Annotated in this window: 16 protein-coding genes; 5 read left to right on the top strand and 11 right to left on the bottom strand. The window is 44.6% G+C overall.

Features of this window, described 5'->3' with window-relative positions:
- Window positions 1-104: 104 nt before the first annotated feature.
- Together BUA17_RS08880 and BUA17_RS08885 are read left to right on the top strand one after the other, a co-directional pair.
- A complete protein-coding gene (locus tag BUA17_RS08880) occupies window positions 105-1280 on the top strand; it encodes a M20 family metallopeptidase (RefSeq protein ID WP_063562814.1) in 1176 nt (391 codons plus the stop codon).
- Between the two features lie 244 nt (window positions 1281-1524).
- Window positions 1525-3276: an alpha-glycosidase gene (locus tag BUA17_RS08885; RefSeq protein WP_063562815.1), complete on the top strand. Its 1752-nt coding sequence runs from the start codon at window positions 1525-1527 to the stop codon at window positions 3274-3276.
- Window positions 3277-3366: 90 nt separating this feature from the next.
- Here the strand turns inward: BUA17_RS08885 and BUA17_RS08890 are convergent, their stop codons facing one another.
- From BUA17_RS08890 to glgB, 4 genes are all read right to left on the bottom strand, one after another.
- Window positions 3367-4545 (bottom strand): hypothetical protein, encoded by a 1179-nt coding sequence (locus tag BUA17_RS08890; protein WP_211754040.1) that lies wholly within the window; start codon window positions 4543-4545, stop codon window positions 3367-3369.
- Window positions 4490-5074, bottom strand: coding sequence for a right-handed parallel beta-helix repeat-containing protein (locus BUA17_RS08895; protein WP_072733278.1), 585 nt, complete (start codon window positions 5072-5074; stop codon window positions 4490-4492). Before BUA17_RS08895 ends, BUA17_RS08890 begins: the two co-directional genes overlap by 56 nt.
- Before the next feature lie 74 nt (window positions 5075-5148).
- Window positions 5149-6591 (bottom strand): glycogen synthase GlgA, encoded by a 1443-nt coding sequence (gene glgA, locus BUA17_RS08900; protein ID WP_072733279.1) that lies wholly within the window; start codon window positions 6589-6591, stop codon window positions 5149-5151.
- A complete protein-coding gene (glgB, locus tag BUA17_RS08905; RefSeq protein ID WP_072733536.1) occupies window positions 6588-8609 on the bottom strand; it encodes a 1,4-alpha-glucan branching protein GlgB in 2022 nt (673 codons plus the stop codon). The genes glgA and glgB overlap by 4 nt, the downstream gene beginning before the upstream one ends.
- 195 nt (window positions 8610-8804) lie before the next feature.
- Here glgB and BUA17_RS08910 point away from each other — a divergent pair, with 195 nt between their 5' ends.
- The gene (locus BUA17_RS08910; protein WP_063562819.1) at window positions 8805-10031 is read left to right on the top strand and encodes a glucose-1-phosphate adenylyltransferase; all 1227 of its coding nucleotides are present in this window, start codon (window positions 8805-8807) and stop codon (window positions 10029-10031) included.
- A gap of 105 nt (window positions 10032-10136) precedes the next feature.
- Here the strand turns inward: BUA17_RS08910 and BUA17_RS08915 are convergent, their stop codons facing one another.
- The 5 genes from BUA17_RS08915 to BUA17_RS08935 form a co-directional block, all read right to left on the bottom strand.
- A complete protein-coding gene (locus BUA17_RS08915; RefSeq protein WP_064637177.1) occupies window positions 10137-11630 on the bottom strand; it encodes a sensor histidine kinase in 1494 nt (497 codons plus the stop codon).
- On the bottom strand, window positions 11627-12325 hold the full coding sequence (locus tag BUA17_RS08920) for a response regulator transcription factor (protein WP_063562821.1): 699 nt from the start codon (window positions 12323-12325) through the stop codon (window positions 11627-11629). The genes BUA17_RS08915 and BUA17_RS08920 overlap by 4 nt, the downstream gene beginning before the upstream one ends.
- A complete protein-coding gene (locus BUA17_RS08925; RefSeq protein WP_064637175.1) occupies window positions 12318-13595 on the bottom strand; it encodes a hypothetical protein in 1278 nt (425 codons plus the stop codon). The genes BUA17_RS08920 and BUA17_RS08925 overlap by 8 nt, the downstream gene beginning before the upstream one ends.
- A gap of 67 nt (window positions 13596-13662) precedes the next feature.
- Window positions 13663-14388 carry a phosphonate ABC transporter ATP-binding protein gene (locus tag BUA17_RS08930; protein WP_024634002.1) on the bottom strand — a complete coding sequence of 242 codons (726 nt, stop codon included), beginning with the start codon at window positions 14386-14388 and terminating at the stop codon, window positions 13663-13665.
- Window positions 14389-14471: 83 nt separating this feature from the next.
- Window positions 14472-15662 (bottom strand): MFS transporter, encoded by a 1191-nt coding sequence (locus tag BUA17_RS08935; RefSeq protein ID WP_240321271.1) that lies wholly within the window; start codon window positions 15660-15662, stop codon window positions 14472-14474.
- 210 nt (window positions 15663-15872) lie between these two features.
- Between BUA17_RS08935 and BUA17_RS08940 the strand changes: the two genes are divergently transcribed.
- Window positions 15873-16793 carry an ArsR/SmtB family transcription factor gene (locus BUA17_RS08940; protein WP_063562824.1) on the top strand — a complete coding sequence of 307 codons (921 nt, stop codon included), beginning with the start codon at window positions 15873-15875 and terminating at the stop codon, window positions 16791-16793.
- Window positions 16794-16835: 42 nt separating this feature from the next.
- Window positions 16836-17600, top strand: a complete 765-nt coding sequence (locus BUA17_RS08945) for an HAD family hydrolase (RefSeq protein ID WP_072733280.1) — start codon at window positions 16836-16838, stop codon at window positions 17598-17600.
- Window positions 17601-17687: 87 nt separating this feature from the next.
- Here the strand turns inward: BUA17_RS08945 and BUA17_RS08950 are convergent, their stop codons facing one another.
- On the bottom strand, window positions 17688-20036 hold the full coding sequence (locus BUA17_RS08950) for a type IA DNA topoisomerase (protein WP_063562826.1): 2349 nt from the start codon (window positions 20034-20036) through the stop codon (window positions 17688-17690).
- A 125-nt stretch (window positions 20037-20161) separates the two neighbouring features.
- Window positions 20162-20629, bottom strand: a complete 468-nt coding sequence (locus tag BUA17_RS08955) for a ferric iron uptake transcriptional regulator (RefSeq protein WP_024633997.1) — start codon at window positions 20627-20629, stop codon at window positions 20162-20164.
- Window positions 20630-20870: the final 241 nt, after the last annotated feature.

Genomic DNA, 20870 nt, shown 5'->3' on the forward strand with positions numbered 1-20870 from the left:
ATGCAATGAATTTCGACATTACAAATCCTGACTAGTTTCTGAAAAATAACCGCAACTATGATATAATTATTGAATTATTTTCATTTTTGCTTAAGGAGTCCACCATGACACATACCAAAACACAAATTTTAACTGTAATTGATCAATATGCTTCCCGTTTTAAAGAGATTTCATCATACATTGGTGCCAATCCGGAACTTGGTAACGAAGAATACCTCGCCTCTGCTCGGTTAAAAGAAGAACTTGCCTACCACGGTTTTTCCGTAGAAGCTCCTGTTCTTGGCTTAGATACCGCATTCATCGGTACGTATGCTGCATCCAAACCAGGTCCGACTATTGCCCTGTTATGTGAATACGACGCACTTCCGGAAATCGGTCATGCTTGTGGACACCATCTAATCTGCATGATGAGCCTCGGAGCTGCGGTAGGTCTGAAGTCCATACTGGATGAAGTGGGCGGAACATTAAAAGTATTCGGTACACCAGCGGAAGAAACGCGTGGCGCTAAAGTTCCTATGGCTGAAGCAGGTTTATTTGATGACTGTGATGTCGCGCTAATGGCTCACCCTTACTACGCCTATGAGAAATCTGGAAGCTCCTTGGCTATTGATGCCGTACAATTTGAATTCCATGGGAAATCTTCACATGCTGCTGCAAGTCCACATGAAGGCATTAATGCCCTAGATGCGGTGATCCAGACATTTAATGGCATTAATGCGTTCCGACAACAAGTGAAAAGCACGGTTCGTATTCACGGTGTTATCAATAGCGGAGGACAGGCAGCCAATATTATTCCTGACTATGCTTCAGCCCAATTCTATGTACGTGCCTCGACGAGAAAAGAGTTGAATATTCTCACTCAACGCGTAATTCAGATCGCGGAAGGTTCTGCTCTGCAAACCGGATGCCGGCTTGTTACATCTAATTATGAGACTTCCTATGATGAGATGGTCACGAATGAATCATTATCTGCTGCTTTTAGTACTAATCTGCTTGAACTCGGCATTTCTCAAGAGGAGATCGTGAGTGGGAACGACCATGGTTCTATGGATATTGGTAACGTATCCTTGCGTTGTCCTGCGATCCATCCTTATATCCGTGTTGTGGACGAAGTTCATACGCTTCATTCCATTGAATTCCGTGATCTGGCGCTTCAGGAACGGGCCCTGGATGGTATGATCCTTGGAGCCAAGGCACTTGCTGCAACTGCTTATGATGTTCTTACACAGCCTGAATTGCTGCAAACCATTCAAACAGAGTTTAAGCAAGCAAGTCGCTAAGTTTTTCGCAAAATGCTGCGTCTTAACAGTAGGGTGTTCTGCAGGACCTGCATTTGGGGTCTTAAGGAGCGCCCTTTTTGTTATCATAAATACGTATATACGGACACAAGCTGGAAATGCTGTGAAAAGAAAACGTTGAAAAATGTTGAAATTTTTACATTTAGCGGCTGTACTTATGGTTCACATGCTGTCTAACTTGGTTATTTATAGCTATAACTTTATCTTAAGTTCAGGAGGTGTTGTCATGCTGCTCGAAGCGATGTACCACGTTCCCCGCGATAAATGGGCTTATGCTTATAATCCCTCGACGATTCACCTGCGTGTACGAACGAAGAGAGACGATGTACAATATGTGACTGCACTGACTGGTGATAAATACGATTGGAATGGAACCTATAAGGAAATTCAATTGGAGAAAGCGGCTTCTGACAGTATGTTTGATTATTGGGAAACGGCAGTTAAGCCCAAATTCAAGCGTCTGACTTACATCTTCCGTATCACCGCCGGTACCGAAAATATATATCTGGCTGATAACGGAATCCATTATGCTCCCCCTTACCCTACAGGAGGATATTATGAATTTTCCTACATTCATGAAATCGATGTATTTAAGGTTCCCGAATGGGCCAAAGAAGCCGTGTTCTACCAAATCATGACCGAAAGGTTTGCTAATGGGAATCCCGACCTGAACCCTGAAGGAACCCAGGAATGGGGTGGCCGACCTGAACTGGATAACTACTTTGGCGGAGACCTGCAAGGTGTGCTCAATCACCTGGACGATCTGACTAAACTCGGTGTTAATGCCATTTACTTTACCCCGCTGTTCCAAGCAAACTCCTACCATAAATACGATACCGTTGATTATAAAAAAGTAGATCCTCATTTCGGGGACAATGAAATGCTTAAAAAAGTAGCAGAACAATGTCATCGCCGTGGAATCCGTGTCATGCTTGACGCGGTTTTTAACCATTGCAGCGAAGACTTCCCTCCTTTTCAGGATGTCCTGAAGAATGGAAAAAACTCCAAATATGCAGACTGGTTTCATATCAATGAATATCCGGTGCAGATTAAGGATGGTATCCCAACCTACGATACCTTTGGGTTTTATGGCAATATGCCGAAGTTCAACACGGCCAATCCCGAAGTAAAAGACTATTTGCTTGATGTGGCTGAATATTGGATCAAGGAGATCAAACTCGACGGTTGGCGACTCGATGTTGCGAATGAAGTGGATAACCATTTTTGGCGCGATTTCCGCAAAGTGGTCAAAACCGCCAATCCAGAAGCCTATATTGTAGGCGAAGTATGGAGTGATTCCCTGACCTGGCTCATGGGAGATCAATTTGATTCCGTGATGAACTACCCTTTTGCTGACAAGGTGCTCGAGTTCTTCTGTGGTTCGATGGATGGTTATAACTTCGCTAACGAGATGGGATCACTCATTATGCGTTACCCGCAACAGACGAATGAAGTCATCTTCAACATGCTGTGCAGTCATGATACCCCACGTCTGCTTACTCGGGCTGGAGAAGACAAACGCAGATTAAAATTGTCGGTTGTGTTTCTTTTCACTTATATTGGTACACCCTGTATATTCTATGGGGATGAGGTTGGTATACGCGGAGAGAGTGACCCGGATTGCCGTAAATGCATGCAATGGGATCCTGCCAAGCAAGATCAGGAGCTTTATGACTTCTACCGCCTGATGATTGATTTGCGGAAAAGTAATGAAGCTCTGCGTAAAGGTCGCTTCCGTTTTTTGAAGGCGGATCACAATGATCCATGCATCATTTATGAACGTATGGATGACACTCTTCACTTCACAGTGTGGATGAACAATACTCCGCAAGAACGTACCCTGTCACATCCGATGGAAACCAAGGACTGGAAGGATGCACTAACCGAAGATGCTGTTGTTCCCACCAATGGAATGATGAATATTAAACTTGATCCTTACGGATACCGTATTTTGTATAGACAATTGGAACCGAGTTAACTAATTTCCAGAAAACTCCTGAAATATTGAATAACTCTTTAATAATCATTGGATTCTTCAGGAGTTTTCTAACGAAAAACTGAACTAAAGCTATAACTTCGTCGTTTTTAAATCTCCTTTTGCATCTATAGTTATTCTCCATCGTGTAGAATTCGGACCAAGCATGACAATTTCATTTACTAATTGATATAACGTTCCATTATTATCTTTAACCAGATCAACCACTACGTTTTTCCCATTTGTAAAGGGACTTGCGCCAAAGAGATAACGTCCCGTCGCACTTGCCGCAACCATCAGCATGTTATCTCTTATGATGTTTCCCTCCACCGTATTATTAACAATATCCAGATGCACTGCCCACCATGTCCCCTCATATTTTAAACGATTTCCAGTTATGATATTGTTCGAGCCACGTAATTGTATACATGTACCTTTTCCTGCAACTGAATTATAAGAAAAGGTACAATCATTATGCAAACTGACCATTCGGTCAGGATTGGTCGTCTCAAAGCCAGACTCAATGATGTTGCTTGATGCAATCACTCCATTGGCAATATCCATGGCTATGCCCGCTTGGGCAATGTAATTACCTTTTACGATAATATGACCATCCGCGACAATTCCCCAGTGTTTTCCTCTTGGAATGATGATGTTGTCAGATATAATTCCGATGTCCATGCCTTCTGCACCTGTACTGGTTTTAGCTTCAATGGCAGCAGTAGCACTTGGTCTTAAAATGGTGTCGATCAGGTTGCCCTGGATTACAAACAAATGGTTGCTCAGACCGTTGGGATTGTATCGGGAGGGAAAGAAAGATACCGAAATGACAGAAGTGATTTTGATATCCTTAAAGACATTGGAGGTTACAAAGGCTCCTTGGAAACCGATAAGCCCCACGCCAAATGCTGTTCCATTCAGGCTGTTTCCATGTATATGCAGATTTTTGGCTCCAGTCTCGCCTCCCTCATTGTTACAGGTAATCCCGCCGCCGACTGAAGGCATATTACTCACTTGTTGTCCGCCTGAAAAAGCAGCATAATCTGGATCACTGGATAATACAGGAGTGTGCAGAAAGTTATCGGTGATCGAAACATGCCATGTTCCCTTGACCAGAATGCCATCCCCAAGATATCGGTAACAGTCATTCTCACGAATCACCACAAAAACCAAATGACTCCGAACTGCAATCGGTTCTTCTCCCAAGTGATGAAGTTTATTGTTTCTTATCACGACATTTTCGGGCGGGATTGTCTTGACTGCTGGAACCATTGACTCCAATGCCATCGGTAAATTTACTAATATCGTTATTTTGCAACAATACATTGCTTGAATTCTCGATGTATAAACCTGTCTTGTTTTTACTCCAAGCTGCTTGAGTCGTACGAACCAAAGTCACGCCACTAATCTCTACATGATTGCTTCCTTCAATTCGGATTCCCTGATCCGAAACCTCCAATATTGCTCCTGGCAACGCCTTGATGATGACAGATCTTCCACTAAACGTATAGAACCAGCCCACCTTAACAACTTTATAGTGCCCTGGCGTAAATAATAAAACATCACCATCCTGTGCCGAGTCAAAAAAAGCTTTGATCTGGGCTGTCTGATCGCTTCCATCTCCCGGAGCAAAACTCCTCACATCAATAAGGCTGCCCGTCAGCGTGGATTGCACAGCGGCGATATTCCCCATGATCTGGCCAAACATTTCATTCATTTTAACGGCATTATACCCGTCGGTACTGCTTAAAGCCTGCAAATTAGGATTGTAAGTAGAGGTAAAATTAATGTAGTTGTTCATTTTAAATTCGCCTCCTCCTTATGATCGTACAAAAAAGCCGCAGTACGAATATACTGCGGCTCATTTGTGCAAATCTATTTCACAGATTCAAGCGTTATGCGGCGATAAATATCCATATACTCTTCAGCTGAGACGTTCCAGCTGTAGTCTCCGCTCATTGCATTTTTCACGATCTTTTTCCAGTGCTCTGGCTGACGGTAAAATTCTTCAGCACGGCGAATAGTGTTCATCATATCATGGGCGTTAAAGCTGGTGAAAGAGAATCCATTCCCCTCACCGCTGAATTCATTGTATGCCTGCACCGTATCGTTCAGACCCCCTGTTTCCCGGACAAGTGGTACACTGCCATAACGGAGTGCAAGCAACTGGCTAATGCCACATGGCTCGAACCTTGATGGCATCAAGAACAGATCACTTCCGGCATAAAAACGGCGGGATAACCCATCATTGAAGGTGATCTGAGCAGACATTTTCAGCGGATAACGATTCGCTGCCTCACGGAACCAGTGCTCATAAGCCGGATCCCCGGTACCCAATACTGCGAATTGAATGTCGTCATAGTACAACAATTCATCCAATACACGACATACCAGATCCAAACCTTTGGAATCCACAAGCCTTGTAACCATCACCATAAGTGGAGCATCCGGACGTACAGGCAATCCTAATTCCTTTTGCAGCTCGATCTTGTTCTCGATTTTCTTGGACAGGCTGGTTCTGTATTTAACCGCAATTTTATTGTCCGCTGCCGGGTTGTAACTCTTGGTATCAATACCGTTGACAATCCCACTGAAACGATCGCCCAATGAACTGAGCAATCCATCCAGACCATAGCCATAATAGGAGGTTTGTACTTCCTTGGCGTAAGTAGGGCTGACGGTCGTTACATGATCCGCAAAAACGATTCCAGCCTTAAGGAAATTGACATTGCCATAATATTCTGCCCCGTCCACCGTAAAATACCGATCATCCAGCTCAAGCAAATCACTGAATAAATCATGTGGAAACACACCTTGATATAACAAGTTATGTATCGTAAAAACGGTTTTCATCTCACTATAAAAGGGATCATGAGCAAAGTGAGCCTCCAGCAGTAAAGGAATCATACCCGCGTGCCAATCGTGACTGTGCAGCACATCCGGCTTGAATTCAATTTGTGGCAACACCTCGAGAACAGCACGATTGAAGAAGGCAAAACGCTCCCCGTCATCCATATACCCATACACGCCATCCCGTCCAAAATAGTATTCATTGTCTACAAAGTAGACAGGAATCCCGTCATGAACCAGCATCTCTATTCCACAATAAGGTCTGCGCCAACCAAGAGGAACATCTGTCGTGATCACTGGCTCCATCGCCTCTTTATACTCATCCGGGATGCCCTTGTATTTGGGTAAAATGACACGAACATCTGCCCCACTCTTCTTTAGTGCTTGTGGTAATGCGCCGATGACGTCAGCAAGGCCTCCTGTTTTGATAAATGGATGTACTTCAGCAGCAGCAAATAGAATATTCATGCCTTCGTCCTCCTTTTGGGTTTAACTGTAGTGCTTTCTTTTGTTTTACTGGTTTTAGTGGTACTGGCTTTTGCTCTGACGGATTGAACTTCAAGGGGCAGTGCATCCGTTTTCCGACGTGTGTTCTTTTTTAAAATAACTACACTTAGCGGTGGCAAAACAACTTCCAGACTATGTGATTGCCCATGAAAAGGAATCTTTTCTGTAGTAAGCTGCATATCATTGATAATGCCTGATCCGCCGTAATCGGAATGATCACTGTTCAGTACTTCGGTATACATACCGGGACGCATGACACCAATCCGGTAACGCTCCCGCTTGACTGGCTGAAAGTTAATGAGCACAAGGAGTGTATCCGCAGATTTTTTTCCTTTGCGCACAAATGAAATGACACTTTGGTCCTGATCATCCGGAGTGATCCATTCATAACCGTCAAAGGAATGATCAAGCTCCCACAAAGCTTTTTCGCCCAAGTATAGCTCGGACAGATCCCGTTCAAACTTGTGGAGTTTACGGTGACTGTCATAGTTCAGCAAAAACCAGTCCAGTTGATCTTCATCTTTCCATTCGATAAACTGGCCGAATTCTCCACCCATAAACAGCAGTTTCTTGCCTGGGAATGTCATAAAGTACCCCATGAAGGCACGCATGCCGGCAAACTTCTGCTCGTATGTTCCTGGCATCTTGTCTAGGAGCGACTTTTTGCCATGAACGACCTCGTCATGAGACAGAGGAAGCACGTAATTTTCAGCAAAGGAGTATACGACTGGGAATGTCAGCAAATGATGTTTGGAAGGACGTTCGTGAAAATCCGATTTCATGTAATCAAGCGTATCGTTCATCCAACCCATGTTCCATTTGTAGTTGAACCCTAATCCACCCTGATCTACTGGCGAAGTAACCATCGGCCATGCACTGGATTCTTCTGCCATCATCAGAGCATAGGGAAAGTACTTGAAGACCGTTTCATTCAACTGCTGCAAAAAAGCAACAGCTTCCTTGTTTTCCAGGCCACCTTCGTTATTCGTTCGGTATTGTCCTGGCTGCTTTTCGAAATCCAACTTAAGCATACTGGTTACCGCATCGACCCGAAGTCCGTCGAAATGGAACATCTCCATCCAATACAACGCATTAGAGATCAAAAACGAACGAATTTCAGGTTTAGAGTAGTCAAAGCTGAGTGTGCCCCAGCCTGGTCTCTCTGCTAACAGTGGATCTGCATATTCATACAAGGGCGTTCCATCAAACAAACGCAAGCCATGAGCATCCTTCGCAAAATGTGCGGGGACCCAATCGAGCAAAACGCCTATTCCTGCCTGATGTAGAGTATCAACTAGATACATCAGATCTTTAGGCTGCCCGTAACGGCTGGTTGGCGCAAAAAATCCTGTGTTTTGATACCCCCACGATAGGTCGTAAGGATGTTCACTTAGTGGCATCATCTCAACATGGGTATATTTCATTTCCAATAAATAAGGAACAAGCAAGTCCGCAAGTTCACGATAACTGTAGAGTGTGCCGTCCTCTTTCCGTTTCCAGGTTCCAGCATGCATTTCATAAATATGTAGAGGTTTGTTATAAACGCCTCGTTGTTTGCGTCTCCACGCGCCATCATTCCATTTGTAACCTTCGATGGAGCTGGTGACCGATGCCGTACGCGGACGAACTTCAGCCTGGAAAGCATAAGGGTCAGCTTTAAGCAATTCGGTACCCTCTTCCGTTAATATACGGAATTTGTATAATGTTCCTTCACTGATTTCCGGAATAAAACGACTCCAAAATCCAGAATCGGGTATCTTATATAAAGGTTCCTGTTCACCTTTCCATCCATTACGGTCTAAAGCCAGGCCTACTTCTGTGGCATTCGGAGCCCACACGGTAAAACGATACCCCTGACGATGATCTTCGATCGCAGGCTGTGCGCCCATTATTCGATAACTGTGATGAAGGTTTCCTTCATGAAACAAATAAATGTGCTCCGGCGAAATTTCCGGGTTTGTTAACGGTTGAATGGCCAAGAGATCACCTTCTTCTCCAGAAAATAGATATAACAATAACCATTACCCCATTCTAGCCAAGTTGAAAAGAAAAATGCGGTGTGTAAAAAAATGTTGTAATTTTTCAGGAATTTTACAGTATACATCGTTTCAATAGCTCCGCATTGCGTTTATGTATGTACTACACTGGACAAATATCTTGGGAGGGAAACGATTATGTTTAATAAAGATTGCATCGCTATGCTGTTGGCGGGAGGAGAAGGGAAGCGATTAGCCCCTTTAACCTCAAGTATCGCAAAACCCGCTGTACCGTTTGGCGGGCACTACCGGATTATCGATTTTCCTCTCAGCAACTGCGTAAACTCAGGCATCGACACTGTAGGTGTTCTGACGCAGTATCAAGCTGATTCATTACATGATCACATTGGTGGAGGAGAACCTTGGGGACATGGTACTTCAAGTGAGGCAGGAATTTCCTTACTTCCATCTTATCATACAGGAAATGACGAATACTTGGGAACCGCGGATGCTATTTATAAAAATATTGACTATATTGACCAACAAAACCCCGAAAATGTTCTAATTTTGTCGGGTGACCATATCTATCATATGAATTATCGTGAAATGCTGGAAGCTCATACAGCGAATGAAGCGGTAGCGACGATCTCCGTTATGGAGGTTCCGTGGGAGGAAGCCCATCGCTTCGGCATCATGGCAGCGGATGAGAATTTGAGAGTTACCGAGTTTGCCGAGAAACCGGCCGAACCGAAAAGTAATTTGGCTTCCATGGGCATTTACATGTTCAAATGGGAATACCTGAAGCGCCACTTGCTCGAAGATGCCGCTAATCCGGAATCCAGCCATGACTTCGGTAAAGATGTGATTCCTCAAATGTTGAATGAGAATACCCCTCTCTTCGTATATAACTTCAATGGTTATTGGAAAGACGTGGGTACCGTGAAGAGTTTATGGGATGCGCACATGGATCTGCTTCATAACGATGAAGACTGGAGCCTGCAAAAAGAAGACTGGCCGATGTTTACTCGTGACTGGAGAACTAAACCAAGTGCATACAAAGCACGTAATACACGTGCTGAGCTCCTGCACTCCATGATCCATGAATCCTGCTCCATTGATGGCCGGGCTGAACGTTCTGTTATTTTCTGCGGAGCCGAAGTTGGTAAAGGTTCTGAAGTTAAAGACAGCGTGATTATGCCAAATGCACGGGTAGGTCGCGGTGTTCACATCGAACGCGCCATCATTGGCGAAGGTGCCATTATTAAAGACGGTGCCATTGTCAAAGGTACGGCGGATGAAATCGTGGTTGTCGGACCAAATGAGATTGTCTCCGCCAAACCGGCTGTGCGCACACAACCTGTACGCATGCTGAAAGATGTTTACGAAAAAAGCGGGCGTCTGCGCGCTGGTGAACTTTCTTCATAAGCTAAAGAAAAGGCGAGCCATATATGGCTCGCCTTTTTGGTGCATTAAATCCAAACGTTATTTCAAAAAATACAATATACGTTGCCTTAACTTTGCAATTAGAGATTATGTTTCTTCCTTATCGGTGTTTGACTCCTTGGCTTGTGTCTCCTGCAGTTCTTCAGAGTCACTGTTATGCTTAGGAACTTCACCTGTTACAACCTCTTCCTCAGGCAATGCTGGCAAAGAAACGGTAACCGTGGTTCCCGAACCAAGCTCACTTTGAATCGTGATCGTGCCTTCATGCAGTTCTACAAGTTCCTGCGTAATGGCTAGACCCAGCCCTGTTCCCCCGTTTTGGTGATTCACTTGGAAGAACCGGTCACGTACTTTGATGAGATGTTCTTCACTAATTCCGATACCGGTATCCTGAACAGCAGCTATGATCTGCCCCTTCTCTTCTTTAACAGAAAGGAAAATCCACGAATTTTCATGAGAAAATTTAATCGCGTTGTCAACCAGATTAAGAAAAACTTGTTTCAGCCTATTGCCGTCTCCAAATACGTTAAACGCACGCGTCTCATCCGTGTCCAGCTTGAGATGTACTTGCTTTTGCTCCGCTTTGGCCCAAACGTTCAACATCGTTTCCTGAACAATTTCTCGAATGCTGACCGAGCCTTTTACAAGCTTCATCTGATTTTGCTGCAATTTGGAGAAATCGAGCATTTCTTCAACAAGACCGATCAATCGCTCGGTTTCTTTGGAGATAATACTCATTCCAATTCTCGTCTCATCGGGATCGTATCCGCCAGAATCCAAGGTTTCGCTCCAGCCTTTGATACTGGTCAGAGGTGTCCGCAATTCATGCGAAATAGATGAAATAAAATCGTCTTTAATCTGGTTACTGCGTACAATCTCATGTGCCATGAAATTCAATGTAGATGCCAGTTCACCAAGCTCGTGCTTGTAATTCCCTTTAACTCTGACATCCAGACGTCCCCTGGCCATTTGAGCTGAAACAGCTGTAATGTTATTGAGCGGTCGCACAATTGAATTCGCCATTCCGATACTGATAATTAAAACAATGACTAGTACAGCCACACCTACAGCAACCGCAAGCAGCCCCATAACCAGAAGCTTGGAATTAACCATATCCAACGAGGTGAGGTACCTCACAATATAAGTATTTTCGCCACCCAAATCTAACTTGTGGGATACCGCCATGACTTGCTCACCCGTAAGGGGTTGTCTTCCCACCCAACGGCCAATGCTTCCGTTCATGGCCTGTGATATATCGCTCGTTTGAAGAACGGCATGCTCGGACTCAAAAGCAGTTGAACTAGCCAAGACTCGGCCATCCATATCAAGGATTTGCAGCTCGGTACTACCCAATTGTAAATTAGCGAGCAAATACGATAAATTATTAGCCTCATCCGTACGAGATAACGTTTCTTTAAAATCGTTCGTTGATGTAATCTGCTGATTAATCGTATTATAAATACTCTCGTAATAATACCTTTGTACTGCAATCAAAAATACGAATTCCACCAACAGCAGAGCCAGAAAAACTACAATGAAATAATGTAGTACGATCTGCCGTGTAATGCCTTTTTTGATCATTGATCCCGGCCCTTCCATTTGTACCCGTGACCCCATACAGTCTGCAGGTATTCAGGTTCGGAAGGATTGTTCTCAATTTTCTGGCGCAAGCGGCGAATGTTTACGTCGACGATTTTGGGATCACCCATATACTCTTTGCCCCACACGTGATCCAGCAGCACATCTCGACTAAGCGGTGTGTTTTCTTTTTCCAAGAAAAATTGAATCAAGGAAAATTCGGTTGGTGTTAACTCAATTAATTCATTTTGTTTCTTAAATTGTTTGGAGATCAGATCTAGCGAGAACGGCCCTGATTGGAACGTTACCTTTGCAGCCGTCTCCCGGTGAACATTGACCCGGCGCAACAAAGATTGTATACGTGCAATCAGCTCGGTTGGACTAAACGGCTTACTTACATGATCGTCTGCTCCAACGGATAGCGCATATACCTTGTCCTGCTCCTGCACTTTGGCTGTCAGGAAAATAATACCCAGACGTTCATTCGTTTCACGAATTCGTCGACACACTTCAAACCCGTCAATTCCGGGAACCATAACATCCAGCAAAGCCAAGTCAATATCTGGTACGGATTGCAGAATACGAAGCGCTTCATGTCCGTCTCCCGCTTCGAGCACTTCGAACCCGTTTCTCTTCAAATTAATAACAATAAAACTGCGGATGGATTCTTCATCCTCAAGAATAAGTACTTTACTCATTAAGTTCTTCCTTTCTGTTCAGATGCGACATATTGTCCAGTAATCCACCATCGTTATTCGCAGATTGCGCGCCACGATAAGCAATCACTCGATCATTCGATTTGGTAATTTCTTTCCACCCTTTACCTTTGTCCTGTTCCCATTGCGTAAGTGTGAAATATTTAATTTCACCCACCGTTTCATCCGTATCAATCATTTTGAAACGAATATATTTTCCCTTTTCCGATTTGGTATCTATTGTAACTTTTCCGTACCAATCCGTTTTCAGGTTAAGATGGAATGCATTCGCATCATCACGATACTGGAAGGATACAAAATCTTTGCCATCCTTACCATTCCATTGATAGAAAGTATAGAACCACATTCGAGCATCAAATACGTAATGTTCCCAGCCTCTGGGTGTCTCTTTCAATCCAAATTCAATAATACCATCATTATTAAAATCACCGCTTAAAATTTTGTCATCTCTATAGGTTTGATCAGGGGAATTGAATGCATACACCAATTTGTTGTCTTTTACATAAACAATCTGTGTAAAAGTACTTCGGTCGTCCAATTCGGCATCCAATACGAAGCCCACTTTATCTTTGGCAATTTGACCACCAAGTGCATTATAAAATTCTTTTACTGTATAGTCCGTCTGTATACGGTCCACTTCCTTGAAACTGCCATCATCATATTGATATAGGGCAATGGAGGCAAATCCGCTGGTGTTGAGGGAAACGATAGCAAAATCATTTTTTTTGTCCCCGTTAAGATCCAAAGGATTTCCTTGTAAATCATCAATAATCAACTCATTATACGGTACTCCGCCCATCACCTGTTCAAGAGCTCCTCCTTTGTAGGAATATGCCATTAAAGCTTTCTGTGCTTCAAGGCTCACTCCAAGAACAATATCAGGATTGCCATCATTCGTGATGTCCAGCAGTTTAAACGATTGCAAAGTATTTCCCGGAACATCAAAAGTAAGTTTTTTCACCCAGGTATCACCCTGCTCTTCGAGAAGCATGCCATGAATCCGCACATTTTCACTCGGAGTTTCGTAGAAAACAATAGCCTCTCGGGTTCCATCCCCATCTAAATCTGCCACCCGTATCATGCTTGTATTGTTCAAGTCTTTGGGACGAATTAATTGGCTTTCAGGAGGCTGTTCTTTCTGTACAATTGTGAGAAGCCTCTCCTTGTCCATCGACATCATGGGTTGTTTCATTAAAAGCTTGGGATCACTCAGGACAGTGCATCCGCTAAGAACGGAGCCGAGTACAATCATAGCTGCTCCCCCCGCTAACAGGCGCCCCCACCGTGAATTAAGCAAATTCATCACTCTTTTCAATAGTTTAAATCATATTTTTTTCTTGCTGTGTCAACCGACGTCCACGTATATCAAAAGCAATCTTGCCTTCCGCAAGACCCCAGATGCGGGTCGCATGTTTCTCTGCCATCTCAATCGGCAATACTGCAATTACGGTAGCCCGTTCCTCTTCGCACAATTTGCGCAGTGTTTCCAGCACCGTATCTGCGGTATGAGGATCAAGTCCGATGACAGGTTCATCCGCCAAAACAACTTTGGCGCCATGCGCCAGCGCTCGGGCAATCGCAACACGCTGCTTCTCGCCACCGCTGAGTTTCTCTGCCGTCTGGTGTGCTTTATCCAGCAATCCGAGCCCTTCCAGATAATCCATCGCACCCATATAATCATCGGAACGAACCATACCTGTTACCATTCTCCATAGAGGAGTTTGACCAGAACGACCGATCAATACATTTTTCAAAGCTGTACGTCTCGGATACAATTGCGGATTCTGTTCCAAGTATGCCCATTCCCGTTTAATTTTCCGTTTTCCAGACCAACCTTCTTTTATAATCTCGGCGCCGTCCACCGTAAATCGACCACTGTCCCATTTTTCCATCATAGCAAGACATTTAAGCAGCATGCTTTTTCCGCTGCCACTTGAGCCCACTACACCAATCATTTCTCCCTGTTGCATATCGAATCGTATATCCCGCAGAACCGGAACCCGGTCCGCTCCAACGGATTTGCTTAAACCCTCAACTCTGATCATCGCGATGTCTCCTCTTGTCCATGTTTTTCCCTACTACTAGTGTACTCGGAAATGGACATCAATTTCCATGCGAACACCAGCTTCTATTTTACCACAGATTCGAGCATAGGTTTACGACGAAATAATACACCTGCTGCACCAAAAAGAAGATACATGAATCCAAGCAAAATAAACATGCTTCCTGGTGAAATCCAGTTAATCACTTGCCCACCCAGATTCGGTCCAATGATGCTTCCAATTGTAAAATGAAATGAGGCCACTACGTTCGCTGCAGGCAGCAGCACTTTTGGCAAAATATCTGCGGCATAGGCCAGGCCAAGCGAGAAAAATGAACCTACCAGACCTCCTGCTATGGTCAACAGCACAAGTGTCCACCAGAAATGTGTGCCGGCCACAGGAACCAGCATGAAGATGATACCTCCTGTAATACCAGCAAACATTAACGTTTGCTTCCGACCATAACGATCACTCAACATACCTAGAGGTAATTGCAGAAACAGACCACCTATTCCGACAAAAGGCAGCAAGGACGATATCTGATTGGCATCCAGACCAATACGCAGCCCGTATACCGGAAAATTGCTGTTCATCCCGGCTTCCATGTACCCGTACAATAACGCAGGCAACAGCGCATACCATGCCCAGGCCAAGCTGCGTCGGAAACGGCGTTCAGGCAGTTGTCCATGTTCGGCCTTTTCCGGCTTCGTATCGGGAAGCTTCATTAATACAAGCATAAGTACCGCAGCCATACATACGAATAATACCCAGAATGGAACGGCATCCCCAAACCCGAGCAGCTTGATTCCCAATGGGCCAATACTGAATCCTAAACCATAAGACATACCATATAAAGAGATGTAACGTCCGCGTTTTTCGGGTGCGGTCACCAGTAGTACCCATAGCTGGGCAGAATAATGGAGTGCACTATCACCGATTCCGACGACGAGACGCAAAATAAACCAAATTTTGATATCCGGAAAATAAGGAAATAGAATCAGGGGAATCATGACAAATAACAGTCCGCCGATAATCAGCTTTTTGAAACCAATAGCTCCCAGCAGTCGTTCCGCCACCAAGGTCATGGCAAAAGATCCAACGTACAATGCGGCTGCATTCAATCCGTTCAAACCCGGCGAGACTCCTTTTTGCTCCAAGAAAATGGAGAGCACCGGCAATAAAAGTCCCTGGCTGATCCCCGCCACAACAATAACGGTAATCAGAATGAGATAGTTTGATGTAGAATGTGATAATTTGGGGGTGGTTATAGATGACACAAAAATCATTCCTCCTGCAAGCATACAAAGAAAAATCGCCATCACTGACGACCTTTCGCATGTTATAACTATTCTATTGATCATGTATGGTTACGCCAGGCGTTTTGCCCTGGACTTGAACATTATAGTGGACAACGCCCTGCAAAACAAGCCATAATAGTACTTAAGTCGCTGCGTACATTTAGATGTGACGGGAGGATTCTGCATCATATGGCTTATCATGTTAAAATCGATGTTTCACCGATATATGAAATGCTCAACAGCTTTTTGGTATATGTAACGAAGAAGTGGATTCAACATCTGGATGTTGGCCCTGAATGGATCATTGAGGTGGAAGGCAAACTAAGTTCCAATGTTCGAGCAGCGCTCGCACCTGCTGCCACCTGGCCTTTTGATGACTTTGATGTATTATTTGCATGGGCGGCCTATCGGAACACTTCTAATGAGAATATTGATTTTCTGGATATGCTTGCTGGACTAACAGCCGAAGAGCTGTTCGCACGCGTATCTGTTCTGCTACCCCATCTTACAATAGAAGAATCTACACGTATTCGGGATAGCTATGTGCCACTTTTGCGACTCTGGGATCAGCATTACTGCCAGAATATGAGTGAGGATTATCGTACCTGGCTGGAGGAAGACGCTGAAGAGAAACGCGTACTGCTTGAAAAAATGGGGCCTGAACTCCTTATTGAATACGCTACTGCGGGTGTTCTGGTTGAACCGATGCCTGGACTGGATGAAGTTATCCTGTTTCCAACCGTCCACAACCGCCCCATTAATATGTACTGCTTCTATGAGGGCATGATGATCATGCAGTATCCTGTAGACGCACCCGAAGAGGATGAAGACCAACCACCAACCTGTCTGCTTCGTTTCACACATGCCCTGGCTGATCCGGAAAGACTCCGTCTTCTACGCTACGTGTCAGGTGAACCGAAGTCACTCGCTGAGATGTGTGAGGAGCTGGGTAAAGACGAGGATATGGTTAAAGATCAGGTTATGGCACTGCGCATCGCCGGACTGCTGCGAACCCATCTGCTCGGCAGTAATCGCAAGGAGAAATACAGTATTCGACCTGATGGCGTATCTGAATTGAATATGTTCCTGGAATCTTATATTCGCATATAAAATATGAACAACTGTGCTGCTGCTGCAAGGAGTGAATTGGATATGAAAATAATAAAACAACATATTTTGTTTGATCTAGATGATACACTCGTGTATTGCAATAAATATTTCAACCTAGTGCTTGGTGAATTCTTCGAGAACATGCAGGAGTGGTTTGATGGACATGCCCTAACGGTTCAACAAATTAGGGAGAAACAGCTGGAGATTGATGTAACCGGGGTCAACAAACTGGGATTTGCAAGTCACCATTTCCCGCAATCCCTTATTGATACCTACCGTTATTTCTCCCAGAAGTTCTCAAAGCCAACCTCTCATCAAGAAGAGTCTTACCTCACCAAATTGGGAATGAGTGTATATGACCAAGAGGTTGAACCTTATCCTCATATGGTCGAAACGCTGGAGAATCTTAAATCAGCTGGACATGCCCTCTACCTGTATACAGGTGGAGAAACAGTAATTCAGCAGCGGAAGATTGACCAGATGAAGCTCTCGGCTTATTTCGATGACCGGATCTACATTCGGCAACATAAGAACATTGAAGCGCTCGAAGGCATTCTTTCAACTGGACCGTTTGAACGTCGTGCAACTTGGATGATTGGAAACTCACTGCGCACAGACATCATGCCAGCAGTGACGGCCGGCATCCATAGCATATATATCAAACAGCCGAACGAATGGCAATACAACATGGTGGAGCTTCAACCTAATCCAGAGACATCGATGTATACCATCACCGCCCTGGAAGAGGTACCGAAGGTCATCCATGAAAATATACAACAGCAGCAACAAAAAAGGACCCTTGGATAAGGGTCCTTTTCTTATTTAATTCTAATAGGATTTGGCGCTGGTATATCAGCCTTCACGTTCTTCTTTCTGCTTTTACATCCAATAAACTTATGCATCCTGCTTTTCCGCAGATAGTTTGCCGGTTACCTTATCTTGCAAAATAATACGTGCCTTCACCGTACTTCCGTCTTTTCGTTTAAAAGCCAGTACCTGAGTACTGCCCTTTTCAATCAACGCTTTTAACATCGTACTGGTTATTTTCTTGCCGACGTACTCTTTCCATATGACAAAGCCGCAACCTTCCTTGAACCTTGTACAGCCATAACCTTTCTTGCCTTCAATAATCTGACCGGTGCAACCCGGTGAAGGACAGGATGCCAGCGTTTCACGAACGCCCGGTTGACTGGAAGTCGAAGTTCGCGTTTGTGCCGTTGAGTTCGCAACACTGCCATTTCTGGATGACGCTCCCGACGTTTGACGTGAAGGCTTCGAACCTGCAATGGTACTTGAGCCAGTACCTGATGTCTTGGTAGAAGTAGTTCTAGTGCTGGTTCTCTGGGTTTTGGCTCCTTTGCCTTTACCCCGTCCCCCACGTGTGTCTTCCCCAAAAGCATCCGCTGGTGCGGGTGCCTGCACACGTACTTTATCAATAATGGACATCGTAAATTTTTTGACGTTCTCCATAAACTTATCCTGGCCCGCTTCACCTTTGGAAATTTGGTACAATCTTCTTTCCCATTGGCCCGTCATTTCAGGCGAGGTTAACAGATCTACGCCTGCCTTACGGATCAATTCGATGGCTGTACGACCCTTCAACGTCAATTGCATCTTTTTACCCTGCATCGTAATGTAACCCACGTTTTTGAGTCGTTCGATCGTTGCCGCACGAGTCGCAGGTGTACCTAGTCCACTGTCCTTCATAGCATCACGGAGCTCTTCATTCTCGATCTGTTTCCCTGCACTCTCCATTGCTTTTAGCAACGTTCCCTCAGTATAACTCTTGGGAGGCTGTGTCGCCTTCTCCTTGAATTCACTCTTGGTACATTGAACAGGCAATTCAGGTTGAACGGCAAAGGCCTTGTCCGTCCATTCCTCTGCTTCCTCTTCTTCGTTGCTGTTTTTCTTTGTCTTTTTCTTGCCTGTCTGCTCCTGATCCGAAGTTCCCAGTACCACCTTCCACCCCAGTGACAGCAGTTCTTTCACAGATGTCTTGAACTGGTGCTTCTCAACATCAGTGAGCACGGTATGCTGCTTATACTCTGCTGGCGGATAGAAATGAGATAAGAAACGTCTTACGATCAGATCATAGATATTCTGTTCATCCTTGGATAACGTACCCGGTCGTTTTAATGTAGGCAGAATTGCATGGTGATCCTCAACTCTGGATGGGTTACATACACCCTTGTTACCTTTATGAACAAGTTCAGGTTTCGCTCCTTGCGCCAGTTCACTATAAGGTCCATTTTTAAGCAGATTCAGCGTTTTGTGCATACCTTCAATATTCTGTTCCGTAACATAGTTTGAATTGGTCCGTGGATAAGAGATCACTTTATGTTTCTCGTAAAGCGCCTGTGCAATATCCAACGTTTTCTTCGCTCCATATCCATACTTGGCATTTGCTTCACGCTGCAAAAGGGTCAGGTCATACAACCGGTATGGGTACTCCTTGGTCTGTTTTGCTTCGTACTTGGTAATTTGTCCCGTCTTCCCCTTCACACTGGTCGCAATCGATTCAGCAACGGCGGGGTCGGTCAGCTTGTCTCCTTGACGTAATCCCCTGTACTCCACTCCTTCCTGACGAAACCAAGCGGCTACTTCATAAAAGGTCTGGGACTGGAACGCTTCAATCTCGATTTCCCGATCATAGATCAAGGCCAGTACCGGAGTCTGCACCCGGCCTACAGAGAGCAAGGCATTATGTCTTGTAGTGAAAGCCCGGGATGCATTCATGCCAATCAGCCAATCCGCTTCACTACGAGCCCTGGCAGCATGGGTCAAATTCTCAAATTCGGAGGCATCTTTCAAACCGTCAAAACCACGTTTAATACTCTCAGCGGTCAAGTCCGATATCCACAGACGTTTGACAGGCTGACGCAGCTTCAACTGTTGTTGAATTAAGGCAAAAATATACTGTCCCTCTCGCCCTGCATCACAAGCATTAACGATGGCCGATGCCCTTTTTGCAAGTTCTCCGATCATTTTCAGTTGATCTTTCGTTCTGGGGTTGGGTACAATCTTGAACTGATCCGGAATGATCGGCAGGTCGCCGATATTCCAGCGCTTGTACTTTGAATCATAGGCATCCGGTTCAGCAAGTCCCAATAGATGACCAATCGCCCAGGTGATAATGTAATGCTCACCTTCCAAATAATTGCGATTGTTCTTGGCTCTTGGTTCTATGACGGCGGCAATGGTTCGGCCCATGTCGGGCTTTTCCGCAATAACCAGTGTCTTCATCCGTCCATCTCTCCTCCTTCACCGTCCAGATGACGGCAAAAAGGGGCCTTCCGCCCACGGAAGCCCCTTGCTTCTGAAACTTATTATATCAGATTTTGGTTGCGGGAGCATCCTCCCCATTGGATTTACCCTGCTGCCTGTTCATTCAAAGCCTGCTTCGCTCTGCACTCTTTGCATACGCCCTGAAAATCAAGTCGATGGTCTGTAACGGCAAAGCCGTACTGACGCTCGATTTGTTGTTCCAAACGAAGCAAGCCATCCTCCATGATCTCTTCTACAGTGCCACACTCTGTGCAAATCAAATGATGATGGTGATGTGAGCCGTCCGTACTTCGCAGGTCGAAGCGCGCAGCACCGTCCCCAAAGTTAATCTTTTCTACGACCTGTAGGTCACTAAGTAGTTCAAGCGTACGATATACCGTAGCCAATCCAATCTCAGGGAATTGTTCCTTGACCAGCAGAAATACTTCCTCTGCGCTAAAATGATCCTTCTCATGCTCAAGTAACACACGTACCGTAACTTCTCGTTGCTGTGTCAGCTTATACCCTTTTGCAACCAACTGTTTTTTAATGTCATCAATCTGTTCTGAAATGGATTTGTCCCGGTTACTTGCCATAAAGATTGCACCTCCGGATATTATAATTTCACAATTCGTGTAGTTTTTAATTAAGTGTCATTACGTTTCTTATTTATAATCATTATAATGTAATAATAAATCTTTATGAGATAAAAAGCAATGCTATACCTCACAGTTGTCTAAAATAATTGTAGCTGAACGTCTCATGTTATCTTAAAAACAACAAAAAACCCCCGCTAATTGCGAGAGTTTTATT

The sequence above is a fragment of the Paenibacillus sp. ov031 genome (genome assembly GCF_900143165.1).
In the GTDB taxonomy this organism is placed as follows: domain Bacteria; phylum Bacillota; class Bacilli; order Paenibacillales; family Paenibacillaceae; genus Paenibacillus; species Paenibacillus marchantiae.

Coding starts and splice junctions, on each gene's coding strand:
- BUA17_RS08880 (WP_063562814.1), top strand. CDS start 105: ATGACACATACCAAAACACAAATTTTAACTGTAATTGATCAATATGCT.
- BUA17_RS08885 (WP_063562815.1), top strand. CDS start 1,525: ATGCTGCTCGAAGCGATGTACCACGTTCCCCGCGATAAATGGGCTTAT.
- BUA17_RS08890 (WP_211754040.1), bottom strand. CDS start 4,545: ATGGTTCCAGCAGTCAAGACAATCCCGCCCGAAAATGTCGTGATAAGA.
- BUA17_RS08895 (WP_072733278.1), bottom strand. CDS start 5,074: ATGAACAACTACATTAATTTTACCTCTACTTACAATCCTAATTTGCAG.
- glgA (WP_072733279.1), bottom strand. CDS start 6,591: ATGAATATTCTATTTGCTGCTGCTGAAGTACATCCATTTATCAAAACA.
- BUA17_RS08910 (WP_063562819.1), top strand. CDS start 8,805: ATGTTTAATAAAGATTGCATCGCTATGCTGTTGGCGGGAGGAGAAGGG.
- BUA17_RS08915 (WP_064637177.1), bottom strand. CDS start 11,630: ATGATCAAAAAAGGCATTACACGGCAGATCGTACTACATTATTTCATT.
- BUA17_RS08920 (WP_063562821.1), bottom strand. CDS start 12,325: ATGAGTAAAGTACTTATTCTTGAGGATGAAGAATCCATCCGCAGTTTT.
- BUA17_RS08925 (WP_064637175.1), bottom strand. CDS start 13,595: ATGATTGTACTCGGCTCCGTTCTTAGCGGATGCACTGTCCTGAGTGAT.
- BUA17_RS08930 (WP_024634002.1), bottom strand. CDS start 14,388: ATGATCAGAGTTGAGGGTTTAAGCAAATCCGTTGGAGCGGACCGGGTT.
- BUA17_RS08940 (WP_063562824.1), top strand. CDS start 15,873: ATGGCTTATCATGTTAAAATCGATGTTTCACCGATATATGAAATGCTC.
- BUA17_RS08945 (WP_072733280.1), top strand. CDS start 16,836: ATGAAAATAATAAAACAACATATTTTGTTTGATCTAGATGATACACTC.
- BUA17_RS08950 (WP_063562826.1), bottom strand. CDS start 20,036: ATGAAGACACTGGTTATTGCGGAAAAGCCCGACATGGGCCGAACCATT.